19 protein-coding genes are annotated in these 22,851 nt (G+C 39.4%); 10 read left to right on the top strand and 9 right to left on the bottom strand.

Translation table 11 applies throughout. The features are described 5' to 3' along the window. The first annotated feature begins 7 nt into the window (after positions 1 to 7). The 4 genes from pstB (A6J31_RS04260) (at position 8) to A6J31_RS04245 (ending at position 4,938) form a co-directional block, all read left to right on the top strand. On the top strand, positions 8 to 811 hold the full coding sequence (pstB, locus tag A6J31_RS04260) for a phosphate ABC transporter ATP-binding protein PstB (RefSeq protein WP_003092580.1): 804 nt from the start codon (positions 8 to 10) through the stop codon (positions 809 to 811). A 12-nt stretch (positions 812 to 823) separates the two neighbouring features. Further along, positions 824 to 1,582, top strand: coding sequence for a phosphate ABC transporter ATP-binding protein PstB (gene pstB, locus A6J31_RS04255; protein ID WP_080610515.1), 759 nt, complete (start codon positions 824 to 826; stop codon positions 1,580 to 1,582). A gap of 28 nt (positions 1,583 to 1,610) precedes the next feature. Then, complete coding sequence (phoU, locus tag A6J31_RS04250) at positions 1,611 to 2,264, top strand: phosphate signaling complex protein PhoU (RefSeq protein WP_021146873.1); 654 nt, start codon at positions 1,611 to 1,613, stop codon at positions 2,262 to 2,264. 133 nt (positions 2,265 to 2,397) lie between these two features. Continuing rightward, positions 2,398 to 4,938 carry a M1 family metallopeptidase gene (locus A6J31_RS04245; protein WP_080610514.1) on the top strand — a complete coding sequence of 847 codons (2,541 nt, stop codon included), beginning with the start codon at positions 2,398 to 2,400 and terminating at the stop codon, positions 4,936 to 4,938. Positions 4,939 to 5,100: 162 nt separating this feature from the next. Here the strand turns inward: A6J31_RS04245 and xerS are convergent, their stop codons facing one another. Further along, the gene (xerS, locus tag A6J31_RS04240) at positions 5,101 to 6,171 is read right to left on the bottom strand and encodes a tyrosine recombinase XerS (RefSeq protein ID WP_002884881.1); all 1,071 of its coding nucleotides are present in this window, start codon (positions 6,169 to 6,171) and stop codon (positions 5,101 to 5,103) included. Positions 6,172 to 6,430: 259 nt separating this feature from the next. Next, a complete protein-coding gene (locus A6J31_RS04235) occupies positions 6,431 to 7,420 on the bottom strand; it encodes a lipoate--protein ligase (RefSeq protein ID WP_021144174.1) in 990 nt (329 codons plus the stop codon). 123 nt (positions 7,421 to 7,543) lie between these two features. On the opposite strand from A6J31_RS04235, the gene A6J31_RS04230 reads away from it, so the two are divergent. Continuing rightward, positions 7,544 to 8,671, top strand: coding sequence for a hypothetical protein (locus tag A6J31_RS04230; RefSeq protein WP_021144175.1), 1,128 nt, complete (start codon positions 7,544 to 7,546; stop codon positions 8,669 to 8,671). Between the two features lie 110 nt (positions 8,672 to 8,781). On the opposite strand, the gene glgP is transcribed toward A6J31_RS04230, so the two are convergent. The 3 genes from glgP to A6J31_RS04215 form a co-directional block, all read right to left on the bottom strand. After that, positions 8,782 to 11,043: a glycogen/starch/alpha-glucan family phosphorylase gene (glgP, locus tag A6J31_RS04225; protein WP_080610513.1), complete on the bottom strand. Its 2,262-nt coding sequence runs from the start codon at positions 11,041 to 11,043 to the stop codon at positions 8,782 to 8,784. 1 nt (position 11,044) lies between these two features. After that, a complete protein-coding gene (malQ, locus tag A6J31_RS04220) occupies positions 11,045 to 12,544 on the bottom strand; it encodes a 4-alpha-glucanotransferase (protein WP_080610512.1) in 1,500 nt (499 codons plus the stop codon). A gap of 253 nt (positions 12,545 to 12,797) precedes the next feature. After that, positions 12,798 to 13,802, bottom strand: coding sequence for a LacI family DNA-binding transcriptional regulator (locus A6J31_RS04215; protein WP_014634482.1), 1,005 nt, complete (start codon positions 13,800 to 13,802; stop codon positions 12,798 to 12,800). Positions 13,803 to 13,983: 181 nt separating this feature from the next. Between A6J31_RS04215 and A6J31_RS04210 the strand changes: the two genes are divergently transcribed. The 5 genes from A6J31_RS04210 (at position 13,984) to A6J31_RS04190 (ending at position 18,920) form a co-directional block, all read left to right on the top strand. Next, the gene (locus A6J31_RS04210; RefSeq protein WP_080610511.1) at positions 13,984 to 15,231 is read left to right on the top strand and encodes an extracellular solute-binding protein; all 1,248 of its coding nucleotides are present in this window, start codon (positions 13,984 to 13,986) and stop codon (positions 15,229 to 15,231) included. Positions 15,232 to 15,320: 89 nt separating this feature from the next. Beyond that, entirely contained in the window at positions 15,321 to 16,679 is a 1,359-nt protein-coding gene (locus A6J31_RS04205; protein WP_014634481.1) for a carbohydrate ABC transporter permease, read from the top strand. After that, the gene (locus tag A6J31_RS04200; protein ID WP_004182537.1) at positions 16,679 to 17,515 is read left to right on the top strand and encodes a sugar ABC transporter permease; all 837 of its coding nucleotides are present in this window, start codon (positions 16,679 to 16,681) and stop codon (positions 17,513 to 17,515) included. The genes A6J31_RS04205 and A6J31_RS04200 overlap by 1 nt, the downstream gene beginning before the upstream one ends. Before the next feature lie 15 nt (positions 17,516 to 17,530). Next, positions 17,531 to 18,667, top strand: coding sequence for an ABC transporter ATP-binding protein (locus tag A6J31_RS04195; RefSeq protein WP_080610510.1), 1,137 nt, complete (start codon positions 17,531 to 17,533; stop codon positions 18,665 to 18,667). Positions 18,668 to 18,827: 160 nt separating this feature from the next. Beyond that, a complete protein-coding gene (locus A6J31_RS04190) occupies positions 18,828 to 18,920 on the top strand; it encodes a type I toxin-antitoxin system Fst family toxin (protein WP_004182539.1) in 93 nt (30 codons plus the stop codon). 146 nt (positions 18,921 to 19,066) lie between these two features. Here the strand turns inward: A6J31_RS04190 and A6J31_RS04185 are convergent, their stop codons facing one another. The 4 genes from A6J31_RS04185 to efeB are packed head-to-tail and all read right to left on the bottom strand — an operon-like array spanning position 19,067 to position 22,848. Beyond that, the gene (locus tag A6J31_RS04185; RefSeq protein ID WP_021144181.1) at positions 19,067 to 19,252 is read right to left on the bottom strand and encodes a twin-arginine translocase TatA/TatE family subunit; all 186 of its coding nucleotides are present in this window, start codon (positions 19,250 to 19,252) and stop codon (positions 19,067 to 19,069) included. A gap of 12 nt (positions 19,253 to 19,264) precedes the next feature. Next, on the bottom strand, positions 19,265 to 19,993 hold the full coding sequence (gene tatC / locus A6J31_RS04180) for a twin-arginine translocase subunit TatC (protein WP_048675857.1): 729 nt from the start codon (positions 19,991 to 19,993) through the stop codon (positions 19,265 to 19,267). Continuing rightward, positions 19,980 to 21,665 carry an FTR1 family iron permease gene (locus A6J31_RS04175; protein WP_048675860.1) on the bottom strand — a complete coding sequence of 562 codons (1,686 nt, stop codon included), beginning with the start codon at positions 21,663 to 21,665 and terminating at the stop codon, positions 19,980 to 19,982. Before A6J31_RS04175 ends, tatC begins: the two co-directional genes overlap by 14 nt. Further along, entirely contained in the window at positions 21,643 to 22,848 is a 1,206-nt protein-coding gene (gene efeB, locus A6J31_RS04170) for an iron uptake transporter deferrochelatase/peroxidase subunit (protein ID WP_048675863.1), read from the bottom strand. Before efeB ends, A6J31_RS04175 begins: the two co-directional genes overlap by 23 nt. Positions 22,849 to 22,851 lie beyond the last annotated feature (3 nt).

The following is a 22,851-nucleotide window of genomic DNA, read 5'->3' as shown; positions in this document are numbered from 1 at the left end:
AGTTATCATGACAAAATACAATTGGGACGAGCGTCATATTATCACCTTCCCAGAGAAGGAGCTCGCTCTTGAAACAAAGGACTTGCATGTCTATTATGGTCAAAAAGAAGCCATCAAAGGCATCGACATGCAATTCGAGAAAAATAAAATTACGGCTCTTATTGGGCCTTCAGGATGCGGGAAGTCAACCTTTCTTCGTAGCCTAAACCGTATGAATGATACGATTGATATTGCTAAGGTTACTGGACAAATCCTTTATCAAGGCGTCGATGTCAATGCAAGTAATATCAATGTTTATGAAATGCGTAAACATATTGGAATGGTTTTCCAACGTCCAAATCCATTTGCCAAGTCTATCTACAGAAACATTACCTTTGCTCACGAACGTAAAGGCGTAAGAGATAAGCAAACTTTGGACGAGATTGTTGAGACATCGCTTAAGCAAGCAGGTCTTTGGGATCAGGTTAAAGATGATCTTCATAAATCTGCCTTTACCCTCTCAGGTGGTCAGCAGCAACGTCTTTGTATTGCTAGAGCTATTGCCGTGAAACCGCAGATTCTTCTCATGGATGAACCTGCAGCTTCTTTGGATCCTGTAGCTACTATGCAACTAGAAGAGACCATGTTCGAACTTAAGGAAGATTACTCTATTATCATCGTGACGCACAATATGCAGCAGGCAGCGCGTGCCAGTGATTATACAGCATTCTTCTACCTTGGTGATCTTATCGAATATGATGAGACCAAGAAAATCTTCCAAGATGCTGCCCTACAGTCAACTAATGACTATGTATCAGGACGCTTTGGATAGAAAGGAGCACTTATGACTGAACCTATCATTTCAATCAATGATTTATCGGTGTATTTCAATAAGAAAAAAGCCCTCAATAACGTGACAATGGATTTCTATCCAAATGAAATCACGGCCCTTATCGGACCTTCAGGATCGGGAAAATCAACCTTGCTCCGTTCTATCAACCGAATGGGAGATTTAAATCCCGAGTGGACACTTACTGGTGCTGTTTCCTACAATGGTCACAATGTCTACAGTCCTCGAACAGACATCGTTGAGCTCCGTAAAGAAATCGGAATGGTCTTCCAACAACCCAATCCTTTTCCTATGTCTATCTATGAAAACGTGGTTTATGGGCTTCGTATCAATGGTATCAAAGATAAGGCTGTCCTTGACAAAGCAGTAGAAGAGTCACTAAAAGGTGCTTCAATCTGGGAAGAAGTCAAAGACCGTCTCCATGACTCAGCACTTGGACTTTCAGGAGGGCAACAACAACGTGTCTGTATTGCACGGGTTCTTGCCACGTCTCCAAAGGTTATCCTTCTTGACGAACCAACGTCTGCCCTCGACCCTATCTCCGCTGGTAAGATTGAGGAAACCCTATATAACCTTAAGGACCAATATACCTTGTTGCTCGTCACACGTTCTATGCAACAGGCAAGCCGTATCTCACAACGAACAGCCTTTTTCCTCGATGGAGAACTCATTGAGTATTCATCAACGAAAGACATGTTCCTAAATCCACAACATAAAGAAACAGAAGATTATATTACCGGTAAATTCGGTTAAGAAAGGACAGATTACTAAAACAATTATGATGTTACGAACACCCTTCGAAGAAGAATTAGAAAAACTCCACAACCAATTTTACGCTATGGGTACAGAGGTTGCAGCTCAGCTTAAGAAAGCTGTACGTGCCTTTATCAGCCATGATCGTGATTTGGCTAAGGAAGTCATTGAAAATGACGAAATCGTCAATAACTACGAAACCAAACTTGAGAAAAAATCGCTTGAAATTATCGCTCTTCAGCAACCTGTATCAAGTGATTTGCGAACAGTTATCACAGCGCTCAAAGCATCTAGTGACGTTGAACGCATGGGTGACCATGCCGTTGCTATTGCTCAAGCAACTATCCGCATTAAAGGTGAGGAACGCCTAACTGAAATTGAAGCTGAAATCAAGAAAATGGGGAAAGCAGTTCGCCACATGGTCGAAGATGCTCTAGATGTTTACTTGAACAGTGACGAAAAACGCGCTTATGAAATCGCAGCTTCAGATGAAATCATTGATAACTATTTCCGTGATATTCAAGCCATGACAGTAGAAGGTGTTCGCAAGAATCCTGATGCTGCCTTCGCTGCCAAAGAATATTTCCAAGTACTTATGTATTTGGAACGTATTGGTGACTATGCCCGCAATCTCTGTGAGTGGGTTGTCTACCTCAAGTCTGGGAAAATCATAGAACTGTAGGCAAAGCTTCCAATCTATGTTATAATGGATCTGTATTGAATAATTCAGACCCTTTTCTTTTGCAAAAGAGTCTGATATCGAAACATATGTCAGTCTGTTTCGATACGAAAAGTTAGATTAGGAGTATATACGTATGACAGCATCTGTTGCTCGTTTTATCGAAAGTTTCATCCCTGAAAACTACAATCTTTTCTTGGACATTAATCGTTCTGAAAAGACCTTTACAGGGAATGTTGCCATCACAGGTGAAGCCCTTGATAACCATATCTCCCTTCACCAAAAAGACCTTACCATTAGTTCCGTTCTCTTGGATAATGAATCATTGAACTTCCAAATGGATGATGCTAACGAAGCCTTCCATATTGAACTTCCAGAGACCGGTGTTTTGACGCTTGTCATTGAATTCTCTGGTCGTATTACAGATAATATGACAGGGATTTACCCATCATATTACACCTACAATGGTGAGAAGAAAGAGATTATTTCAACGCAGTTTGAATCTCATTTTGCGCGTGAAGCCTTCCCATCTGTTGATGAACCAGAAGCCAAAGCTACTTTTGATTTCTCATTGAAATTTGATGCTGAAGAAGGCGATATCGCTTTGTCAAACATGCCTGAAATCAATAGCCATTTGCGTGAAGAAACTGGGGTTTGGACATTTGAGACAACCCCTCGTATGTCAACATACCTCCTTGCCTTTGGTTTTGGAGCTCTTCAAGGTAAGACAGCGAAAACGCAAAACGGAACTGAAGTTGGTGTCTTCGCTACAGTTGCACAAGCTGAAAACAGCGTTGACTTTGCCCTTGATATTGCCGTTCGTGTCATTGATTTCTACGAAGACTACTTCCAAGTCAAATATCCTATCCCATTGTCATACCATCTGGCTCTTCCTGACTTCTCAGCAGGTGCCATGGAAAACTGGGGACTTGTTACCTATCGTGAAGTTTACCTACTAGTAGACGAAAATAGCTCAGCTGCAAGTCGTCAACAAGTAGCTCTCGTGGTTGCCCACGAATTGGCTCACCAATGGTTCGGTAACCTTGTAACGATGAAATGGTGGGATGATCTCTGGCTTAACGAGAGCTTTGCCAATATGATGGAGTATGTTTCAGTAGATGCCATTGAACCTAGCTGGAACATCTTTGAAGATTTCCAAACAACTGGTGTGCCTCATGCCCTCCAGCGTGATGCTACAGATGGTGTTCAGTCAGTCCACATGGAAGTTAATCACCCAGATGAGATTAATACCCTCTTTGATAGTGCTATCGTTTATGCTAAGGGTAGCCGTCTCATGCATATGCTTCGCCGTTGGTTAGGCGATGAAGCCTTTGCCAAAGGACTTAAAGCTTACTTCGAAAAACACCAGTACAACAACACTATTGGACGTGACCTCTGGAATGCACTCTCTGATGCTTCTGGTAAAGATGTCTCTAGTTTCATGGATACTTGGTTGGAGCAACCAGGTTACCCTGTTGTTAGTGCAGAAGTTGTTGATGACACTCTTATTCTTAGTCAAAAACAATTCTTCATTGGTGAACATGAAGATAAAGGGCGTCTTTGGGAAATTCCATTGAACACAAATTGGAAAGGACTCCCAGACACACTCTCAGAAGAGCGTATTGAGATTCCAAATTATAGCCAGCTTGCTGCTGAAAATAAAGGAGCTCTTCGCCTTAATACAGCAAATACGTCACATTACATCACAGACTACCAAGGACAACTCTTGGACCAACTCTTAGAGGAATTTGCTAACCTTGATACGGTAAGTAAACTTCAAATCTTACAAGAACGTCGTCTTCTTGCTGAAAGTGGCCGTATCTCCTACGCAAGCCTAGTGGCTCTTCTTGATCTTGTCGAAAAAGAAGAAAGCTTCTTGATTGCACAAGCTAAGTCTCAAATCCTCGCTGGTTTGAAACGCTTTATCGATGAGGATACAGAAGCAGAAGTGCACTACAAGGCTTTGGTACGTCGTCAATTCCAAAACGACTTTGAACGTCTTGGTTTCGATGCCAAAGATGGTGAGTCAGATGAAGATGAAATGGTTCGTCAAACGGCACTTAGCTACTTGATTCAAGCAGACTATCAACCAGCAGTCCTTGCAGCTGCAAGTGTTTTCCAAGCTCATAAAGAAAACATTGAAAGCATCCCCGCAAGTGTCCGTGGTCTTGTCCTCATTAACCAAATGAAACAAGAAGACAGTCTTACCCTTGTTGAGGACTATGTCAACGCATACGTCACAACAAATGATAGTAACTTCCGTCGTCAATTAACTCAAGCAGTTTCATACCTTAAAAATCAAGAAGGCCTCGACTACGTGCTAAGTCAGCTTAAAGACAAACATGTCGTTAAACCTCAAGACTTATACCTCTGGTATATGAATTTCCTCAGCAAATCATTTGCTCAAGAAACCGTTTGGAACTGGGCAAAAGATAACTGGGATTGGATTAAGGCAGCCCTTGGTGGTGATATGAGCTTTGATAGCTTTGTTAATATCCCAGCATCAATCTTTAAAACGCAAGAGCGTCTTGATCAATATATTGCTTTCTTCGAGCCACAAACAAGTGATAAAGCCTTGGAACGTAATATCTTAATGGGAATTAAGACAATTGCTGCACGAGTAAACTTGATTGAAAAAGAAAAAGCAGCCGTTGAATCTGCTCTTAAAGATTATTAATAAGAAAAACAAGCTTTCCGTGAAGGAGAGTTTGTTTTTTGTGTATGATAGTTTACATAAATATAGTTATGTATTTAAAGGGATAACAAAACGTCCTTAGCATAATTAAATTTATGTAAACTAAAAACAACCACTCCAAATAGGAATGGTTGGGATAGCCAATTATAAATTGTCTAGAGCATTTTTTTGCTCATCATTAACAATATGCGTATATAGATCGGTGACCTGAGTGGAAGCATGACCAAGTTGGTGACTAACTAAAACTTGAGACTTGGTAGCATCATAAAGGCGTGTTGCCAGAGTATGTCGAAGCTTGTGGGGAGTCACACGAATTTTGAAATCCTGAGAATATTTGGCAACCATCTTTTCGATACTTGAAGCATCAATACGGTTTGGAACCCCTCGATATTCCGTTAAAAAGAGGGCAACATCTTGCTTTTCAGCCTTATAGCGTTTATCACGTATACTGAGATAAGTTTCAAGATAGGGCTTTGCAAAACTTGCAACATTAACTGAGTCTCGTTTGCCACCTTTTCGAGTAACATCAATGACCATCATTTTAAGATTGATATCTTTAAGGTCTAGATTAACAGCTTCAGAGAGTCGAACACCTGAAGCCAGCAGCAAGGCAATGATAGCTAAATCACGTTCTTTATTCTTATAAAACGATGATTTAGCGCGATTTGAGAGCTTGACTTCGTATTCATTTTCTACATAATCAAGGAATTCCATGGTCTCATCGCCTAGAAAGAGTTTCTGTTTGATATTCTCAGCACGAGCAGCTAGAGTTTCTTTCTTTTTCTTAGTAGAAACTTTTTTCATGACGTTACGATAGAAATAAGGCTCACCGTCAGGACCCTCGACCTCCTCGGTTAAATACTTATAGAGACTAGATAGAGCTGAAAGTGTACGATTAATAGTCGTTTGAGAGACACCCTGTTTCTTGGAATAGGTATTCAAAGATGGACGTTCACGTAAATAAAGGACAAATGACTCCATATCTTTTTTAGTTAGATTTTCCAAGGTTTTGATGTCAATTGAGGCAATATCATCAGCATCTGAAATACCTGAGTCAATCAACCAGTCAAAAAAGCGTTTATATTCCTTAAGGTATTCGTATAGGGTTGTAAAAGAATACGGTACCGATAGTTTAGATTGATAATACTCTAGAACAAACCAGGGCATTAGAGATTTGTATTCCTCAATTTTTTCGAGTAAGAGTTCACGTTTCATTTGTTTTTTCTCCAAAGTTATTTAATAGAAGTATATCACACCCTTATCTTTCTTTCAAGAAAATTACAGTTTTTCGGAAAGATGTTATAAGATTATTTTCACTTAGCGTCTTTATAGATTTACAATCCTGATATACAAAATACCACACTAAATCAATCCTAAACCAACTTTTGAAAAAATCTTTATAACGTATTATTTACTTATAGAATTTTTTCCAAGAAAAAACAACCTGGTGGTTTCCAGATTGTTCAAATAATGATTAAGCTACGATAGCTTTTGCAACGTCCTCGGTTGTCATACGTGAGAAATAATGTGTTGTGTCAATGGTTTTAAGTTTAGCCAAGACATCTTCGTACTCGTAAGGTACACCGACCAGCAACTCTTCAATATCAGATACATCTCCAATACCAAAGAAATCTCCGTAAATCTTAACAGATTTAATGATAGAATTTTCAACATTGGCATAGGTTGAGATCTTACCAGCTGGGTAACGAACATTACGTTCTACTGTGTATTCTGGTGATTGACCGTATGTCCAGTCCCAGGTATTGAATTGTTTCTCATAAGACTCTTGGATTTTAGCTAATTCATCCTCAGAAAGGACGTATTCTGTCATTTCTGGGTAGAATTCTTTCATTTTTTCCAAGATTTTATCTGAGAATTCATTTACAGTGATTTTTTCTGGCAATTCGTCGACGATGTTGGTCACACGAGCACGTACAGATTTAACGCCTTTTGATTCGATTTTGTCTTTGCTGACTTTAAGGGCTTGACCAAGAACCGACATATCAACGTCAAAAAGCAAGCAACCATGGTGCATCATACGACCTTTATAGTAAGCTTGAGCATTTCCACAGAACTTTTTACCATCGATTTCAAGGTCATTACGGCCAGTAAATTCAGCCTTAACTCCCAAATCAGCAAGTGTAGCGATTACAGGTTGAGAGAAAGTCTTAAAGTCAAAAGCACCTTCATCTGCCTTATTAGAGATGATGGTATAGTTAAGGTTATTCAAATCGTGATAAACAGCGCCACCACCAGACAAACGGCGAACAACCTTGATACCATGAGCATCTGTATATTCTTTGTTAATCTCTTGAATGGTATTTTGGTGTTTACCAACAATGATAGCTGGACGGTTAATCCAAAGAATGAACAATTCATCTTCATTCACCAATTCACGAAAAGCATAGGCTTCCAAAGCAATATTATAGGCAGGATCGTTTGATGTATTTACGATATATTTCATGAGGTCTCCTCTTGTAATGTGATACTTATATTATAAAGGAAAACGGGGACAAAGTACACGAAGACGCCTTAGCTATAAGGATTTTCATGATATAATAGTATAAAATATGTGGGGAGTTTTGACATGATACAAAATCCTAGTAAATTGAGTCTCTTTTTCTCAAGGCTAACTAATAAAATAAATAAAAAGATCAAAATAGCCTTAGCTCTGCTTCTTTTTGTAACCCTTGGAATTTTTCTCTATAATGCCTACCAAAGAGCTTATAAGCCTTACCTCTATGATAAGGAGAATTACTATTACAAGGCTTATCATTACAGTGTCAAGAAGATAATACCTCAAAGAAAAGTTGTCAAAGATATTGAGATTGAGGTTCTACACTTCGGAAAAGACGATTTTCCAGATGATTTGTATGCCTATAAGGTCGGTCATTATATTGATAAAGGAATTGATCCCCGAAGACTTTTCTTACATATTACTTTTACAGATAATACCAATATGACTTTACCATTTGGACAGGTGACCTCTACTGAAAACCATTATGAAGAATATCAAAACTATTTCGATCATAAAGTATTTGAAGTCGGTCCAGGCTTTGATAAAGAATGGTTTTCTAATGCAGAGAATTACAGACAAATAATTCAGCGTTTCCCTGGATTATATGATAAAACAATAGATGCCGACTTCGAATTATATCTAAGAGATTTTCTTTTTTTGATAGTCCCTGGGGATACCCTATATCAAACTGGAGCTGTCAAAGAAGGCGTCAGTAAATACCACTTTCAGTTGAAAAATCCTAAATCAGGAAAAATGCAAAGTTATTTTATCTATGGAAATGAAGGCAAAATTCCATTATGGGATTGGCAAACTCCCTTTGTTACTTTTGATAAAGATTTTGCTAACAAAGAAAGAATCCAGGAATTTTTCGATGACTACGAAATTAGAGAGTATGGGAATTACTGGGATGGAATGTACAATATAACGTTTCCTCACTTAAATAGCTTTAGGGGTGACAGGTACAACTTTTATAAAATGGCTTTTTACTCAGATGAATTTACAAATTTTCCACTAAGCCTTGATTTAACAGGTAAGAGCGAGAACTTTAAAATTACCATAACAGATTCATACCTACAAGAAGAATCCAGAACTGCAAAAGATCAAATCCATTATCTAAAATACTCAACATCTAAAACTTATGATGCATCAAATAAAGAAGCATATATTAATGATATATTGAATCATTATCATAACTGACAGAATTAAATTTATGTAAACACAGCTAACTATCTAAATTAGCTGTGTTTTTTTCATGCAAAAAAAACAAGACCATTTCTGATCTTGTTTCCTTCTATGCAACTAGATTTTTATTTTGTGTGCCAGATGTCTTTGTCATACTGTTCGATTGTACGGTCAGATGAGAAGAATCCTGCTTCAGCGATGTTGTAAACAACTTTTTTGTTCCATGCATCTTGATCTTCGTAAGCTGCGTATACTTCTTCTTTCTTGTCGATGTATTCAGCCAAGTCAATCAATGTCATGAACCAGTCTTTAGAGATAAGTTCTTTGTGGAGACGTTCCAAGCGTTCTTTATCACCAAGTTTAACAAGATCTTCGCTTACGATAAAGTCAACAGCTGCTTTGATGTTAGCATCTTTTTTGTAGTAATCACGTGATACATAACCTTCTTTTTCGTAAAGGTCGATGATTGTATCAGAGTCTTTACCGAACGTGAAGATGTTTTCTGGTCCTACCAATTCAGCAATCTCAACGTTGGCACCGTCCATTGTACCAAGAGTGAGGGCACCGTTAAGCATGAATTTCATGTTACCTGTACCTGAAGCTTCTTTAGAAGCCAACGAGATTTGTTCTGAGATATCAGTTGCTGGAATAAGGTGTTCAGCGACTGTAACGTTATAGTTTTCAACCAAGTGAACGTTGAGGTATTTGCTTACTTCCGGATCATTGTTAATGAGCTCAGAAAGTGACAAGATCAAGTGGATGATGTCTTGTGCAATAACGTAAGCAGGAGCTGCTTTACCACCAAAGATAATAGTGATTTTACGTTTTGGAAGGTTTCCTTTTTTGATTTCCAAGTATTTGTGGATGACATACAAAGCGTTCATTTGTTGACGTTTGTATTCGTGGAAACGTTTGATTTGAGTATCAATGATTGAGTTTTCATCAAGATCGATACCTTTGTTGGCTTTAAGATAACGTTTAAGTGATAACTTGTTATCATATTTGATTTCAGCCAAACGTTTGTGAACTGCTGGATCATCTGCAAAGGCAGCCAATTTTTCCAATTGTGTTGCGTCAGTAAGGTAACCATCACCAATCAATTCTTTGATGTAATCAGCAAGTTCTTGGTTTGAGAATTCCAACCAACGACGGAATGTAATACCGTTTGTTTTGTTGTTGAAGCGTTCTGGGTAAAGGTCGTAGAATGGTTTCAACTCAGAAGATTTAAGGATTTCTGTGTGAAGTGCTGCTACACCGTTAACGCTTGTAGAGAAGTGGATATCCATGTGTGCCATGTGAACACGGTTGTCTTTGTCAATGATTTGAACACGTGGATCTTCGAATTTTTCACGAATGATAGCATCCAATTTCTTGATGATAACAACAAGGTGTGGAACAACTTCTTCAAGGTAGTCAAGAGGCCATTTTTCAAGGGCTTCAGCCAAGATAGTGTGGTTTGTGTAACCAACCATTTTGCTTACGATTGCTACTGCTTCATCAAATTCAAATCCATGTTTTTCTGTCAAAAGACGGATCAATTCTGGAATTACCATTGATGGGTGAGTATCGTTGATTTGTACGTAAGCGTAATCTGGAAGGTCGTGAAGGTTAGATCCACGTTCGATAGCTTCGTCGATCAAAAGTTGAGCAGCGTTTGATACCATGAAGTATTGTTGGTAGATACGCAAGAGCTCACCTTTACGAGTTGAGTCATCAGGGTAAAGGAAAAGTGTCAAGTTCTTTTGGATTTCGTCTTGATCAAAAGTGATTCCTTTATCAATCAAATCGTAGTCCACACCATTGATGTCAAAGAGGTTAAGGTAGTTCTTAGTTTCTTTCTTATAACCCAAGATATCCAAACGATCCAAACGTGATTTCAATGTGAAGTTTTTGAATGGAACATCATAAGAGATATCAGTTGGTACCAACCATGATTGATCTTCAATCCAGTAGTTTGGTTCTGCATCTTGTTTGTTGTCTTTGAAGACTTGTTTGAAAAGACCACAGTGGTAGTTAAGACCAACACCTTCACCGTTGATGCCAAGTGTTGCCATAGAGTCGATGAAACATGAAGCCAAACGCCCCAAACCACCGTTACCAAGAGATGGTTCTGGTTCAACGTCTTCAATTTCGCTGATTGATTTACCAGCAGCATCCAATTCAGCTTTAACATCCTTGTAGATGCCCAAGTTGATCAAGTTGTTAGACAAAAGTTTACCGATCAAGAATTCAGCTGAGATATAGTAAACTTTACGTTTGCTATCGTTTTTAGGTTTTGGAGCAGCTGCTTCTTTTACGAATTCCAACAAAAGATAGTAGATTTCTTCGTTTGAAAGGTCCTTAAGATTTTTGTTTTTTGCTTCAACATATTGTGTAAATGTAGCCATATTAGTTATTACCTCGATTATATCTTTCTGTAATGTCTGTCAAAAATTCTTTCTTGTCGACAGTGATTTCACCTGGTAGCATACGCCATTTCCAGTTTTGACCAACTGTGTTAGGGAAGTTTGTACGGCTATTTTCAGGTTTATCAAGAATATCCTGCATAGTCGCAATAGCTGTGTTGCTTACAGTAGCAAAGAGGGTGCGAAGAAGAGCACGTGTGATTGGTTCACCTTGACGACGGTTGATGTATGCATCAGTATAATCACGTTGCTCTTGCGTCAAGTTGTCGTACCAACCATTGATTACTTCGTTATCATGTGTACCAGTGTAAGCAACTGAATGTTGTGTGTATACGTGTGGAATGTCAATGCTGTTTCCAGTAGTATCGTAGAATCCAAATTGAACAATCTTCATTCCAGGGTAACCACAGTCTGCAAGAAGTTTACGTGTCTTATCATCAATGTTACCAAGGTCTTCGGCAATGATTTTAAGATCACCCAATTCTTCTTTAACCACTTTGAAGAGGTCATAACCAGGTCCAGGAACCCATTCACCATTTTCAGCAGTTTCATCTCCTCCAGGAATTTCCCAGAAGTCAGAGAACCCTTTGAAGTGGTCAATACGCAAGTAATCATAAAGTTTAAATGATTCTTGAATACGGAATACCCACCAAGCATAATTTTCAGCTTTGTGTTTATCCCAAGCGTAGATTGGGTTACCCCAAAGTTGACCAGTAGCTGAGAAGTTATCTGGTGGAACTCCGGCAATGTAACGTGGTTTACACTCTGCATCTAGTTTGAAGAGATGTGGTTGCGTCCAAACTTCAACACTATCAGCTGAGATGTAAATTGGCATGTCACCGATAATTTGAATACCATTCTCATTGGCATAAGCTTTAAGTTCAGCCCATTGACTAAAGAATAGGTATTGAACCACTTCGTGATAAGTAATCACTTCAGCAAGTTCCTTACGAAGTTTTTCAAGTGTTGCTTTATCACGTTTAACCGCCTTTTTATCATCCCATTCTTGAAGGGCTTTATTATCAAAGTGTTCTTTGATAGCCATGAATTCAGCATAATCAGCTAACCAGTTAGCATTTTTAGTTTTAAAAGCTTCGAATTTTTTAGCTTCTTTTTTATCTGCCAAGATAGCTTTTACTGCTTTTTCAAGGATTGGACGACGTGCTTCATAAACTTTAGCATAGTCGATAAACTCTGAATCTGATCCAAAGTCAGCGTCTTTAACATCAGCTTTAGTTAGAAACTTGTCACGAATAAGGAAATCCAAATCGATGAAGTGTGTGTTCCCCGCTACCGCAGAGAATGATTGATAAGGTGAGTCCCCATAACTTGTTGTAGTAAGTGGCAAGATCTGCCAGTATGTTTGTTTTGTTTCTTTCAAGAAATCAACAAAGTCATAGGCTGCTTGACCGAAAGATCCGATCCCGTAGTCACCTGGAAGTGATGTGATGTGCATCAATACACCGCTTGCTCGTTTGTTCATAAAGTTTACCTCAAATTATTTTTTACACTTATGATTATAATGCAAACGTTTGCATAAGTCAAGAATTTTTAGCAAAAAAAATAAAATTTTTTTGTATCTTTTTTAAAAAACATTCGTAAAACAAGCGCTTACACTACGAGAGAGAATTTTTTAATAATTACTTCTAATGAATTTCGGAAAAATAGGATTCTTATCAAAAGAAAAAAGTAGTCGGTCGTTTTACTAACCAACTACTTGGACACTCCTTAACCTATTATGGATATGTTAAGACGCTTTCTCTCTCTATAAGTTCAAATGGAATAATGACTTTCTGTGACTTAATCTTAGCTGCTTTTAGAAGTCCCAAAAGACTTTGAACACTTTCTCTAGCTAGTGCCTGAATGTTAATGTCAAATGTGGTCAAGAAAGGATGCATGATTTCTGCAAAAGTCGAATTATTGAAAGAAATAATAGCATAATCTTCAGGAACTCTAAATCCTTGATTGTTTAGCCATTGGATAAGACGAAGGGCGATAAGGTCATCCTTAACAATCAAAGCTGTCGGAGAAAATCTTTCCAATTCTTTCTTTAAATCCTCGATTGTTCGTGCTGAAAAGACAAGTTCAGGTAGGACATCCAAATTTTGTTCATCTGCTGCTTCCATATACCCTTGATAACGTTCCTGCCCTACTTGTCCAAAAAGGTCATCTGTGACAAAACCAATCTTTCGGTGCCCTTTTGCCTGTAGGTAATTTACAGCATCACGTCCTAATTCCTTATTATCATTATCAATATAGGTTACTTTATTTTCATTATCCACTGCTGCTCCAACCACTACAAAAGGTACTTTTGCTTTTAATAGGTAATCTTTAACAGGATCTTTCTTTTCTGAATAGAGGATTATAAAGCCATCTGCCCGTTTTTGACGATGCATGAGCTCAACTTGTTTAACTAATTCCTCTAGCGTTGCTCCCGTAGCAATACTAACGACCTGAGAATGACAACTAGCTTCTTCATTGATTGCTGTTAGAATTTCCATATAGAAGGGCTGGCTGATATTTTCTCGGTCAGTTAAAGGAGGAAGAACGACCCCTAAGCTATGAGTTAAGCCTGTTGCCAACATTTGTGCTGCTGAGTTGGGTACATAACCTAATTCTTCCATTGCTGCTCTTACTTTAACTTTGGTTTCTTCTGATATCGCAGGGTTATCCTTCAATGTCCTACTTACCGTTGATGGGCTTACACCAGCCTTCTTAGCAACATCTTTAATTGTAGCCATTATATCCCTCTCATTCTCATAAATATTTTTATAGTCGAAAATTATAAGAACAATTATAAACTAAACAGGCGACTTTTGCAATCGTTTGCAAAAAGTTTAAAAATTTTTTATAAAACACTTACAGAAAATGAAAACGATTGCATAATGGTTACCGTAAACAAAATTTCTGGAGGAAATAGAAATGAAAAAATGGCAAAAGGTATTACTTGGTAGTGCTGGATTACTTGTGGCTGGATCGCTCTTGGTAGCTTGTGGTTCAAACTCAAGCAAGAGCTCAAGCTCAGATAGCAAGACTTTGAAACTTTGGGTACCAACTGGTGCTAAGAAATCTTACTCGGATACTGTAGCACAGTTTGAAAAGAAATCTGGTTACAAAGTTGATATGGTTGAAATGGAAGATCCAAATGCTCAAGAAAACTTGACTAAGGATGCTTCAACTGCTGCAGATGTCTTCTCACTTCCACATGACCAACTCGGTAAATTGGTAGACGCTGGAGCTATCCAAGAAATCCCAGAGCAATACTCAAAAGAAATTGCTGAGCAAGATACTGAACAAGCTGCTGTAGGTGCTCAATACAAAGGTAAAACTTATGCCTTCCCATACGGTATCGAAACTCAAGTTACATACTACAACAAATCTAAACTTAATGAAGAAGATGTGAAATCTTATGAAACAATTACTTCTAAAGCTAAATTTGGTAGCAACTTGAAAGAAGTTAACGCTTATGTAACTGCTCCTCTCTTCCTTTCAGTTGGTGACACACTCTTTGGTCCTAACGGTGAAGATGTGAAAGGTACTAACTGGGGTAACGAAGCTGGTGTGAATGTTCTTAAGTTTATCGCAGCTCAAAAAGACAATAAAGGCTTTGTTAATGTCGATTCAGCTAATATGATGGCTAAATTCGAAGATGGTTCTGTTGATGCTTTCCAATCAGGACCATGGGACTACGCTGTAGCTGCTAAAGCTGTTGGTAAAGACAATCTTGGTGTTGCTGTTTACCCAACAGTTAATATCGGTGGTCAAGACGTTCAACAAAAAGCCTTCATGGGTGTTAAACTTTACGCAGTTAACCAAACACCATCTAAAGGTAACGCAGAACGTATCGCTGCATCTTACCAATTGGCACAAGCTTTGACAAGCAAAGACAGTCAAAATAACCAATTCACTAATGAAGACCGTCACATCATCCCAGCTAACAAAGAAGTTCAAGCTTCTGAAGCTGTTCAAAAGGATGCTCTTGCACAAGCTGTAATCACTATGGGTTCATCTGATCAGTACACAACTGTTATGCCTAAACTTAGTCAAATGTCAGTCTTCTGGACTGAAAGTGCTGCTCTTATGAGTGATGCATATAACGGTAAAATCAAGGAAGACCAATTCCTTACTAAATTACAACAATTTGATAAAGATTTGGCAGCAGCTAAATAAGAATCCTAACTATGAGAAGGTAAAGAGGCAGGTCAGGTTCCTAGCCTCTTTATCTATCACTAATTAAACATTTATCTGAGGAGATATCTATGTCACAAACAATCTACGACACAACTCCTATGCGCCAGGTCTTCAAAGAAGGTACATGGGATGTCAAATTATCCTTTCTGGTAATGGGATTTGCAAACTTGGTCAACAAACAGTTCGCCAAGGGCTTGCTCTTCCTCCTTTCTGAGATTGCCTTCTTAGTAGCTTTCGTTATTCAAATCATCCCTGCACTTAAAGGGATGATTACCTTAGGGACTCAAGAACAGGGTGAAGCCATTAAAGAAGTTAATGGGGTTAAGCTTACTGTTCAAGTCGCTGGAGATAACTCTATGCTCTTGTTGATTTTTGGACTTGCATCATTAATCTTCTGTGCAGTTTTCGCTTATATTTACTGGTGTAATCTTAAGAGTGCTCGTCATCTCATGGCTCTCAAACAGTCTGGCCGTAAAGTTCCTAACTTTGTCGAAGACTTCAAGACCTTGGCTGATGGTCGTTTCCACATGGGGCTTATGACTGTCCCATTGATTGGAGTTTTGCTCTTCACAATCTTGCCTTTGATCTACATGATCTGTTTGGCCTTTACTAACTTTGACCACAATCACCCAGCACCTAAATCACTCTTTGACTGGGTTGGTTTCTCAAGTTTTGGTGAAGTTTTACAAGGTCGTATGGCTGGTACTTTCTTCCCACTTTTGACATGGACCTTGATTTGGGCAGTTGCTGCAACAGCAACAACTTTCTTCTTCGGTATTGTCCTTGCTCTCTTGCTCAACACTAAGGGGCTTAAATTCAAGAAAGTATGGCGTACACTCTTTGTTATCACTATCGCCGTTCCTCAGTTCGTATCCCTTCTTTTGATGCGTAATTTCCTTAATGACCATGGTCCTTTGAATGGTTTGCTTCAAACCTTGCATCTCACTAATGGACCAATTCCATTCTTGACTGACCCTCTCTGGGCTAAGTTCTCTATTATCTTTGTTAATATGTGGATTGGTATTCCATTCACAATGTTGGTTGCAACTGGTATCATCATGAACTTGCCAACTGAGCAGATTGAAGCTGCTGAAATTGATGGAGCAAGCAAATTCCAAATCTTCAAGAGCATCACTTTCCCACAAATTCTCTTGATCATGGCGCCATCATTGATTCAACAATTCATCGGTAATATCAATAACTTCAACGTTATCTACTTCCTTACTGGTGGTGGACCTACTAACTCTGAATACTATCAAGCGGGTTCAACTGACCTCTTGGTAACTTGGCTCTACAAACTGACTGTTAGCGCTAAAGACTACAACTTGGCATCTGTTATCGGTATCTTGATTTTCGCCATCTCTGCAACATTCAGTCTCTTGGCCTACACAAGATCATCTTCATTCAAGGAAGGGGCTGCTAAATAATGAAACGTAAGAAAAATCTTTACCTAACTGGTACTTATATTCTATTGACAGTTCTAGCTGTCATCTGGTTGATCCCTATTATTTGGATCTTCCTTACAAGTTTCCGTGGTGAAGGAGCTAATGCGGTGCCTTACTTCTTCCCTAAGACTTACACTTTTAATAACTACATTAAACTGTTTACCAGCGATGCTTATCCATTTGGAAAATGGTTCATCAATACTTTCATCGTTGCCACATGTACATGTATCCTCTCAACTTTGATTACCGTAGGTATGGCCTACTCACTTAGCCGTATTAAATTCAAACACAGAAATGGCTTCTTGAAATTGGCACTTGTACTTAACATGTTCCCTGGATTCATGTCAATGATTGCGGTCTACTACATTTTGAAGGCCCTCAATTTGACACAAACCCTGACATCTTTGGTCTTGGTATATTCTGCTGGGGCAGCTCTTGGTTTCTACATTGCGAAAGGTTTCTTTGATACCATTCCTTACTCTTTGGATGAATCAGCAATGATTGATGGGGCAACTCGTCTTCAAATCTTCACTAAGATTACCTTGCCACTTTCTAAACCAATCATCGTCTACACTGCCCTCATGGCCTTCATGGGACCTTGGGTAGACTTCATCTTTGCATCTGTTATCCTCGGTGACGTTAAAGATAAATATACGGTTGCCCTTGGACTCTATCAAATGCTTAACCAAGACGCTATCAATGAATGGTTCCTTCCATTTACCGCAGGTGCTATTATCATCGCCATCCCAATCACCCTTCTCTTTATCTTCATGCAGAAATACTATGTTGAAGGTGTAACCGGCGGATCAGTTAAATAATAAAGGATAAATGATATGACAACTCTTAAACTGGATAAAATTTACAAAAAATACCCAAATGCAACTCACTACTCTGTCGAAGATTTCAGTATCGATATTAAAGACAAGGAATTCATCGTTTTCGTAGGTCCTTCAGGATGTGGTAAATCAACAACTCTCCGTATGGTTGCTGGTCTCGAGGAAATCACAGAAGGTAAACTCTATATCGATGGTGAAGTGGTTAATGACAAATCACCAAAAGATCGTGACATTGCCATGGTATTCCAAAACTACGGACTTTACCCTCACATGACTGTTTATGAAAATATGGCCTTTGGTCTTAAACTTCGTAAATATAAAAAAGACGATATCGACAAACGTGTGCGTGAAGCTGCTGCTAGCCTTGGTTTGACTGAGTTCTTAGATCGTAAGCCTGCAGACCTTTCTGGTGGTCAACGTCAACGTGTAGCTATGGGACGTGCCATCGTTCGTGATGCTAAAGTCTTCCTCATGGATGAGCCTCTCTCAAACTTGGATGCTAAGCTTCGTGTGACCATGCGTGCTGAAATTGCTAAAATTACTCGTAATATTGGTGCAACTACTATCTACGTTACCCACGACCAAACAGAAGCTATGACTCTTGCTGACCGTATCGTTATCATGAGTTCTACTAAAAACCCTGATGGTTCTGGTACTATCGGTCGTATCGAACAAATTGGTACCCCTCAAGAACTTTATAATGAGCCAGCCAATAAATTTGTTGCTGGATTCATCGGAAGTCCTGCTATGAACTTCTTTAATGTTAAGGTTGATGGTAACCGCATTACTAACTCTGAAGGTTTGGATATTGCAATCTCTGAGGGTCAAGCTAAAATCTTGAAAGAGACAGGGTATCAAGGCAATGAAGTAATCTTTGGTATCCGTCCTGAAGATGTTTCAAGCCGTCCAATTGTTCAAGAAGTTTATCCAGATGCCAATGTAGATGCTGAAGTCGTCGTTTCAGAGCTTCTTGGTGCAGAAACAATGCTCTACCTAAAACTTGGAGAAACTGAGTTTGCTGCCCGTGTTGATGCGCGTGACTTCCATAATCCAGGTGAAAAAGTTAACCTTACTTTCAACGTTGCTAAAGGTCACTTCTTCGACGCTGAAACAGAAAAACGTATCAGTTTGTAAGATAAAAAAATCAGCCCTCTTGAGCTGATTTTTTGTTTGGCATGATTAAACCACATTCTAACTGATACTTCCTATCACTCACTAAACATATCTCTTTCAATCTATGATATAATATCCTTTGGCACCTCGACACCGCCTACGAAGGGAGGTGAGTTTGCCTATGATGGATTTACTATTCAAAACTATCATCGGACCTATTGTGGTCGGTGTTATCCTTCGTCTAATCGACAAGTGGTTAAACAAGGATAGATAGTGCTAAAAAAGACCCCGAGCTTATGTGGAAGTTAGCTTGGGGTCTTTTCTTGCCTATGATATAGACTTACTATTCAATACAAGTGTATTATGTCATAAAAGCTTAGAATTGTCAAGAAACTTGAAGATAACCTTTAGATAGAGATCTTAGTCTTTAGTCTTGTCTTCTTCGTCTTTTTTATCATCAGTCTTATTTACCGCTGCTTTAAATTCTGCTAACATTTTACCGATAGATTGTCCAAGTTCTGGCAAGCGTTTAGGACCAAAGATGAGGAGGGCTCCTAGGACGATAATGATAAGTCCTGGAGCTCCGATATCACGTAGAATTCCCATGAAATCTCCTTTCTATTTATCTTTATATTTTCTTTGTTTACGTTTATAAATGAGCTTACTAAGAGCTACGCTAACTTCATAGAGTAAGATTAAGGGAGCAGTCATGGCCAAGTCACTAATAAAGTCGGCTGGTGTCAGAACGACTGCCAATACCAAGAGAATGAAGTAAGCATAGCGTCTATAGCGTGTCAGAAATACTGGTGTCAATATACCTATAGAGGTTAGGAAACTAACAACTACGGGAAGTTCAAAGAGAACAGCCAAAGGCACTGTCGTATGCAGTAAAAAACTAAGGTAGTTTTGTGCTGTAATTTGTGTATCAAAGAGTCCTTCACCTAGCTTTAAAAGCACTTCTAAGATAGCTGGACTCACAAAATAATAACCAAAGGCCAAACCCAATACAAAACAGACAAAAGTTGCTGGAATATAGGCAAAGATGGCACGCGCTTCATTATCCCTCAAACCAGGTTTTACAAACTGCCAAATCTGGTAGGTGGTAAAGGGCAAAGTGACCGTAACAGCCATGAGACTGGCTAAGTTAATGTAAATCCAGAGAATATCGTTAGGACCAAGAACCAATAAGGGCTTATCAAATCCTCTAGTCAGATAAGCATAGAGCTCCCCAGCAAACAACAGGGTGATACAAAAAACTAGGAAAAAACAAATCACTACTGCAATAAAACGTCTCCGAAATTCCACCAGATGCTCAACAATGGTCATCTCGTCCTTACTTCTTGCCATGCTGTTTCACCGTTACAAAGGCAATGATAGCAATAAAGATAAGTTGTGGAATTAGGACTTCCCAGCTTGGATAGATACCAGCCCAATCAATGGTTGGGAAACCACTAATCAAATGATTGGACATCATATTAGTCAACTGAAGGGCATGAATGCTGACACCGAGCATCTTGAAGGCCAAGGCATAAATCAACCAGGTCAAAATAAAGAAGATACGATGTGGTTTAATATAGTGACTAGCTTTAGTCATAGCAACGGCAATAATAACAAGAACTGCAATGGCTAAAGCAATACCAATCAAGAAATTAGCTGTCGTGATACGTGGGATAATACCAACATAGAAAAGAATGGTCTCGGCACCTTCACGGAAGACAGCCAAGAAACTAAGGGCAAACATAGATACAAAACTTCCAGTAGCCGTCACTGTCTTCATCTGACGGTCCATAAAGTCATTCCACTGTTTGACTGAAGACTTGCTATGAAGCCAAATACCAATCAGAATCATCATCGCAACTGCAAAGATACCAACGCCACCTTCAATAATTTCTCGGTTAGAGCCCGAAGTTACGGCTGGAAAAACAACTTGTAAGATAACAGCTATAACTGCGCTGGCAAGAACACCAGCAATGGCTCCGCCATAAACCCATTTGAGTCCCTTACGCATCTTAGCTGCCTTAAGAGTTGTCACAAGAGCCATGACGATGAGGAGGGCTTCAACCCCTTCACGCAAGAGAATCAACATGGCATCAAATGCATTATAAGAAGCACTGGTATCGATAGCTGATAGGTCTGTAATTAAGGCTTGCAGTTTGTCCTGATAAGCTTTTTCTTTCCCCTTAACCATGATAACCGGTGTTTCACTCTCCACGCGCGTATAGAGGCTTGGGTTAGTCGTGCTCACGTCACCTTCAATGGTTGGCCAGATAGTGATGAACTTCTTCATAGTTGCCGCAGCCGTTTTTTCATCACCTGATTGGAATTGACCGAGAGCTTTTTCCAAGAGCTTAATACCATCTTTTAGGGTTAAACTTGAGCTTGTGCTATCAAGAGGGACGCCCTTGATAAAGTCATCAATCCCACCCTTGAGATCATCATAGGATGACTGGATGCTGGTGAAATCAGTAGGCTCCGTCTCAATACTGCTTCGCAAAAGTGAAATAGCCGTCTCAATCTTGCCGTAGTAGGCAGTACTGTGGTCACGGACAACAGCTTCATTTCGCGTCCAAGCATTATTCAATTCGCCATAAGTTTTGCGGGTCTCAGCTAGGTCTTTAGCCGTAATGGCATCCTGTAAATTCTTGAAATAAGGATTGAGACGGGTCTCAAGTTTTTCCTTTTCGGCATCCAAGTCAACAGGATTTTGCTCTTTCTCAAATTTAAGAAGGGCTGACGAGATAGAGGTTAGGTCTTCTTCTGTCACGTCACCTTTAATATCAAGAGCCTTGCTAACTTTTTTACCAGCCTTGGAATCGTGATTTTCTTTAGTTTCGAAATCAGTTTTAATCTCACCAACTAATTCCTTAGCTTTTGCTTGATCCTTGTTTTGAACAGCTGTTGTTGCATCTGTGATTTTGATATAGAGATCACTATAGGATTCAGCAGCAACTGGATAGGACCAGAATAGAGCTAAAAGTCCAAGCAAAACGAGGAGTTTATTCAAAGAGTGCTTGACCAAGGTAGCCTCCTTTCTCCACGCCAGCAAAGCAAGCAAAGAGCCCACTTCCGATATGGGTGATGTACTCATTCATCTTGTCTACAGCACCAAGATTGGTCTGTATTTTGACAAAACGGTCTGGGTCCTTCTGGTAGGCAATGAAAATCAAGCCTGCATCAAACTGGCCAGTTCTCTCATCAATGCCATCAGAATAAGAATAGGAACGACGTAAGATAGGAAGATCTACTTCTTTAGCCAAACGGACATGCGAATCGACTGGTAGTTTTGACAGATCTACTTCGTCAAACTCATCTTTCTTACCAAAGGGAGCACCTGATTCCTTATAGCGGCCAAAGGTGTTTTCCTGCTCCTGCAAATTGGTACGATCCCAAGTCTCCAAGTGCATCTGTACTAGACGAAGAGCCATATAAGAACCACCCTTCATCCAATCTTTACTATCAGTCCAGACAACCTTGTCGAATTCCTTTTCCGTCGTAACATTGGCAGTACCGTCCTTAAAACCAAAGAGATTTCGCGGCGTCTCCTTACGATCTCCGATGGCTGCAAAACCAGATTTGCTCCACTTCATGGTGATTTTATTACGACCTTTGCGGATCAGATTTCGAACAGCATGGAAGGCTACCTGTTCATCGTCCGCACAGGCTTGTATGACGATATCTCCGCCTGTATACTTGTCCTGCAACTGCTCCTTTGGAAATGGAGGTAAATCACGGAAGAGCTTAGGACGCTTGGATTCCAAGCCAAGTTTTTTAAGAAAATCAGCCGAAACACCAAAAGTCAGGCTCAAGCGATAGGGGTTGAGTCCCACTGTTTCACCTGTATCTGTTGGAGGTAAGAGGGCATTGGAACCATCTTTTTTGACCAGCTCTCCTTCGACCAATTTACTACTATAGTCTGTCCAGTCTTTAAAGAGTTGGATCACTTCTTTTTTATCAGTTGTATGAAGATCTAGAACCACCAAGTAGCAAGCCTTCTGCATGGGAGTCGTAATCCCAGCTTGGTGCTTACCAAAGAAGCTAATATCTTCATCCCCATCAAGGGCTTTTTTTGTTGAACTATCCTGATTAGCGAAAAAAGCAGATGCACCAGAAAGACCAAGCGCAAGCCCAGCCCCTCCAATACCTGCTTTTTTAAGAAATTCACGACGGTCCATTTTTTTATCTAAAAATTTTTCGTCAGTCATTTT

Origin of the sequence: Streptococcus sp. FDAARGOS_192 (assembly GCF_002073815.2) — a bacterium.
Lineage (GTDB): Bacteria > Bacillota > Bacilli > Lactobacillales > Streptococcaceae > Streptococcus > Streptococcus salivarius_H.
Note: the sequence above shows the minus strand (reverse complement) of the source record. Positions and strands in the feature narration are given on the sequence as shown.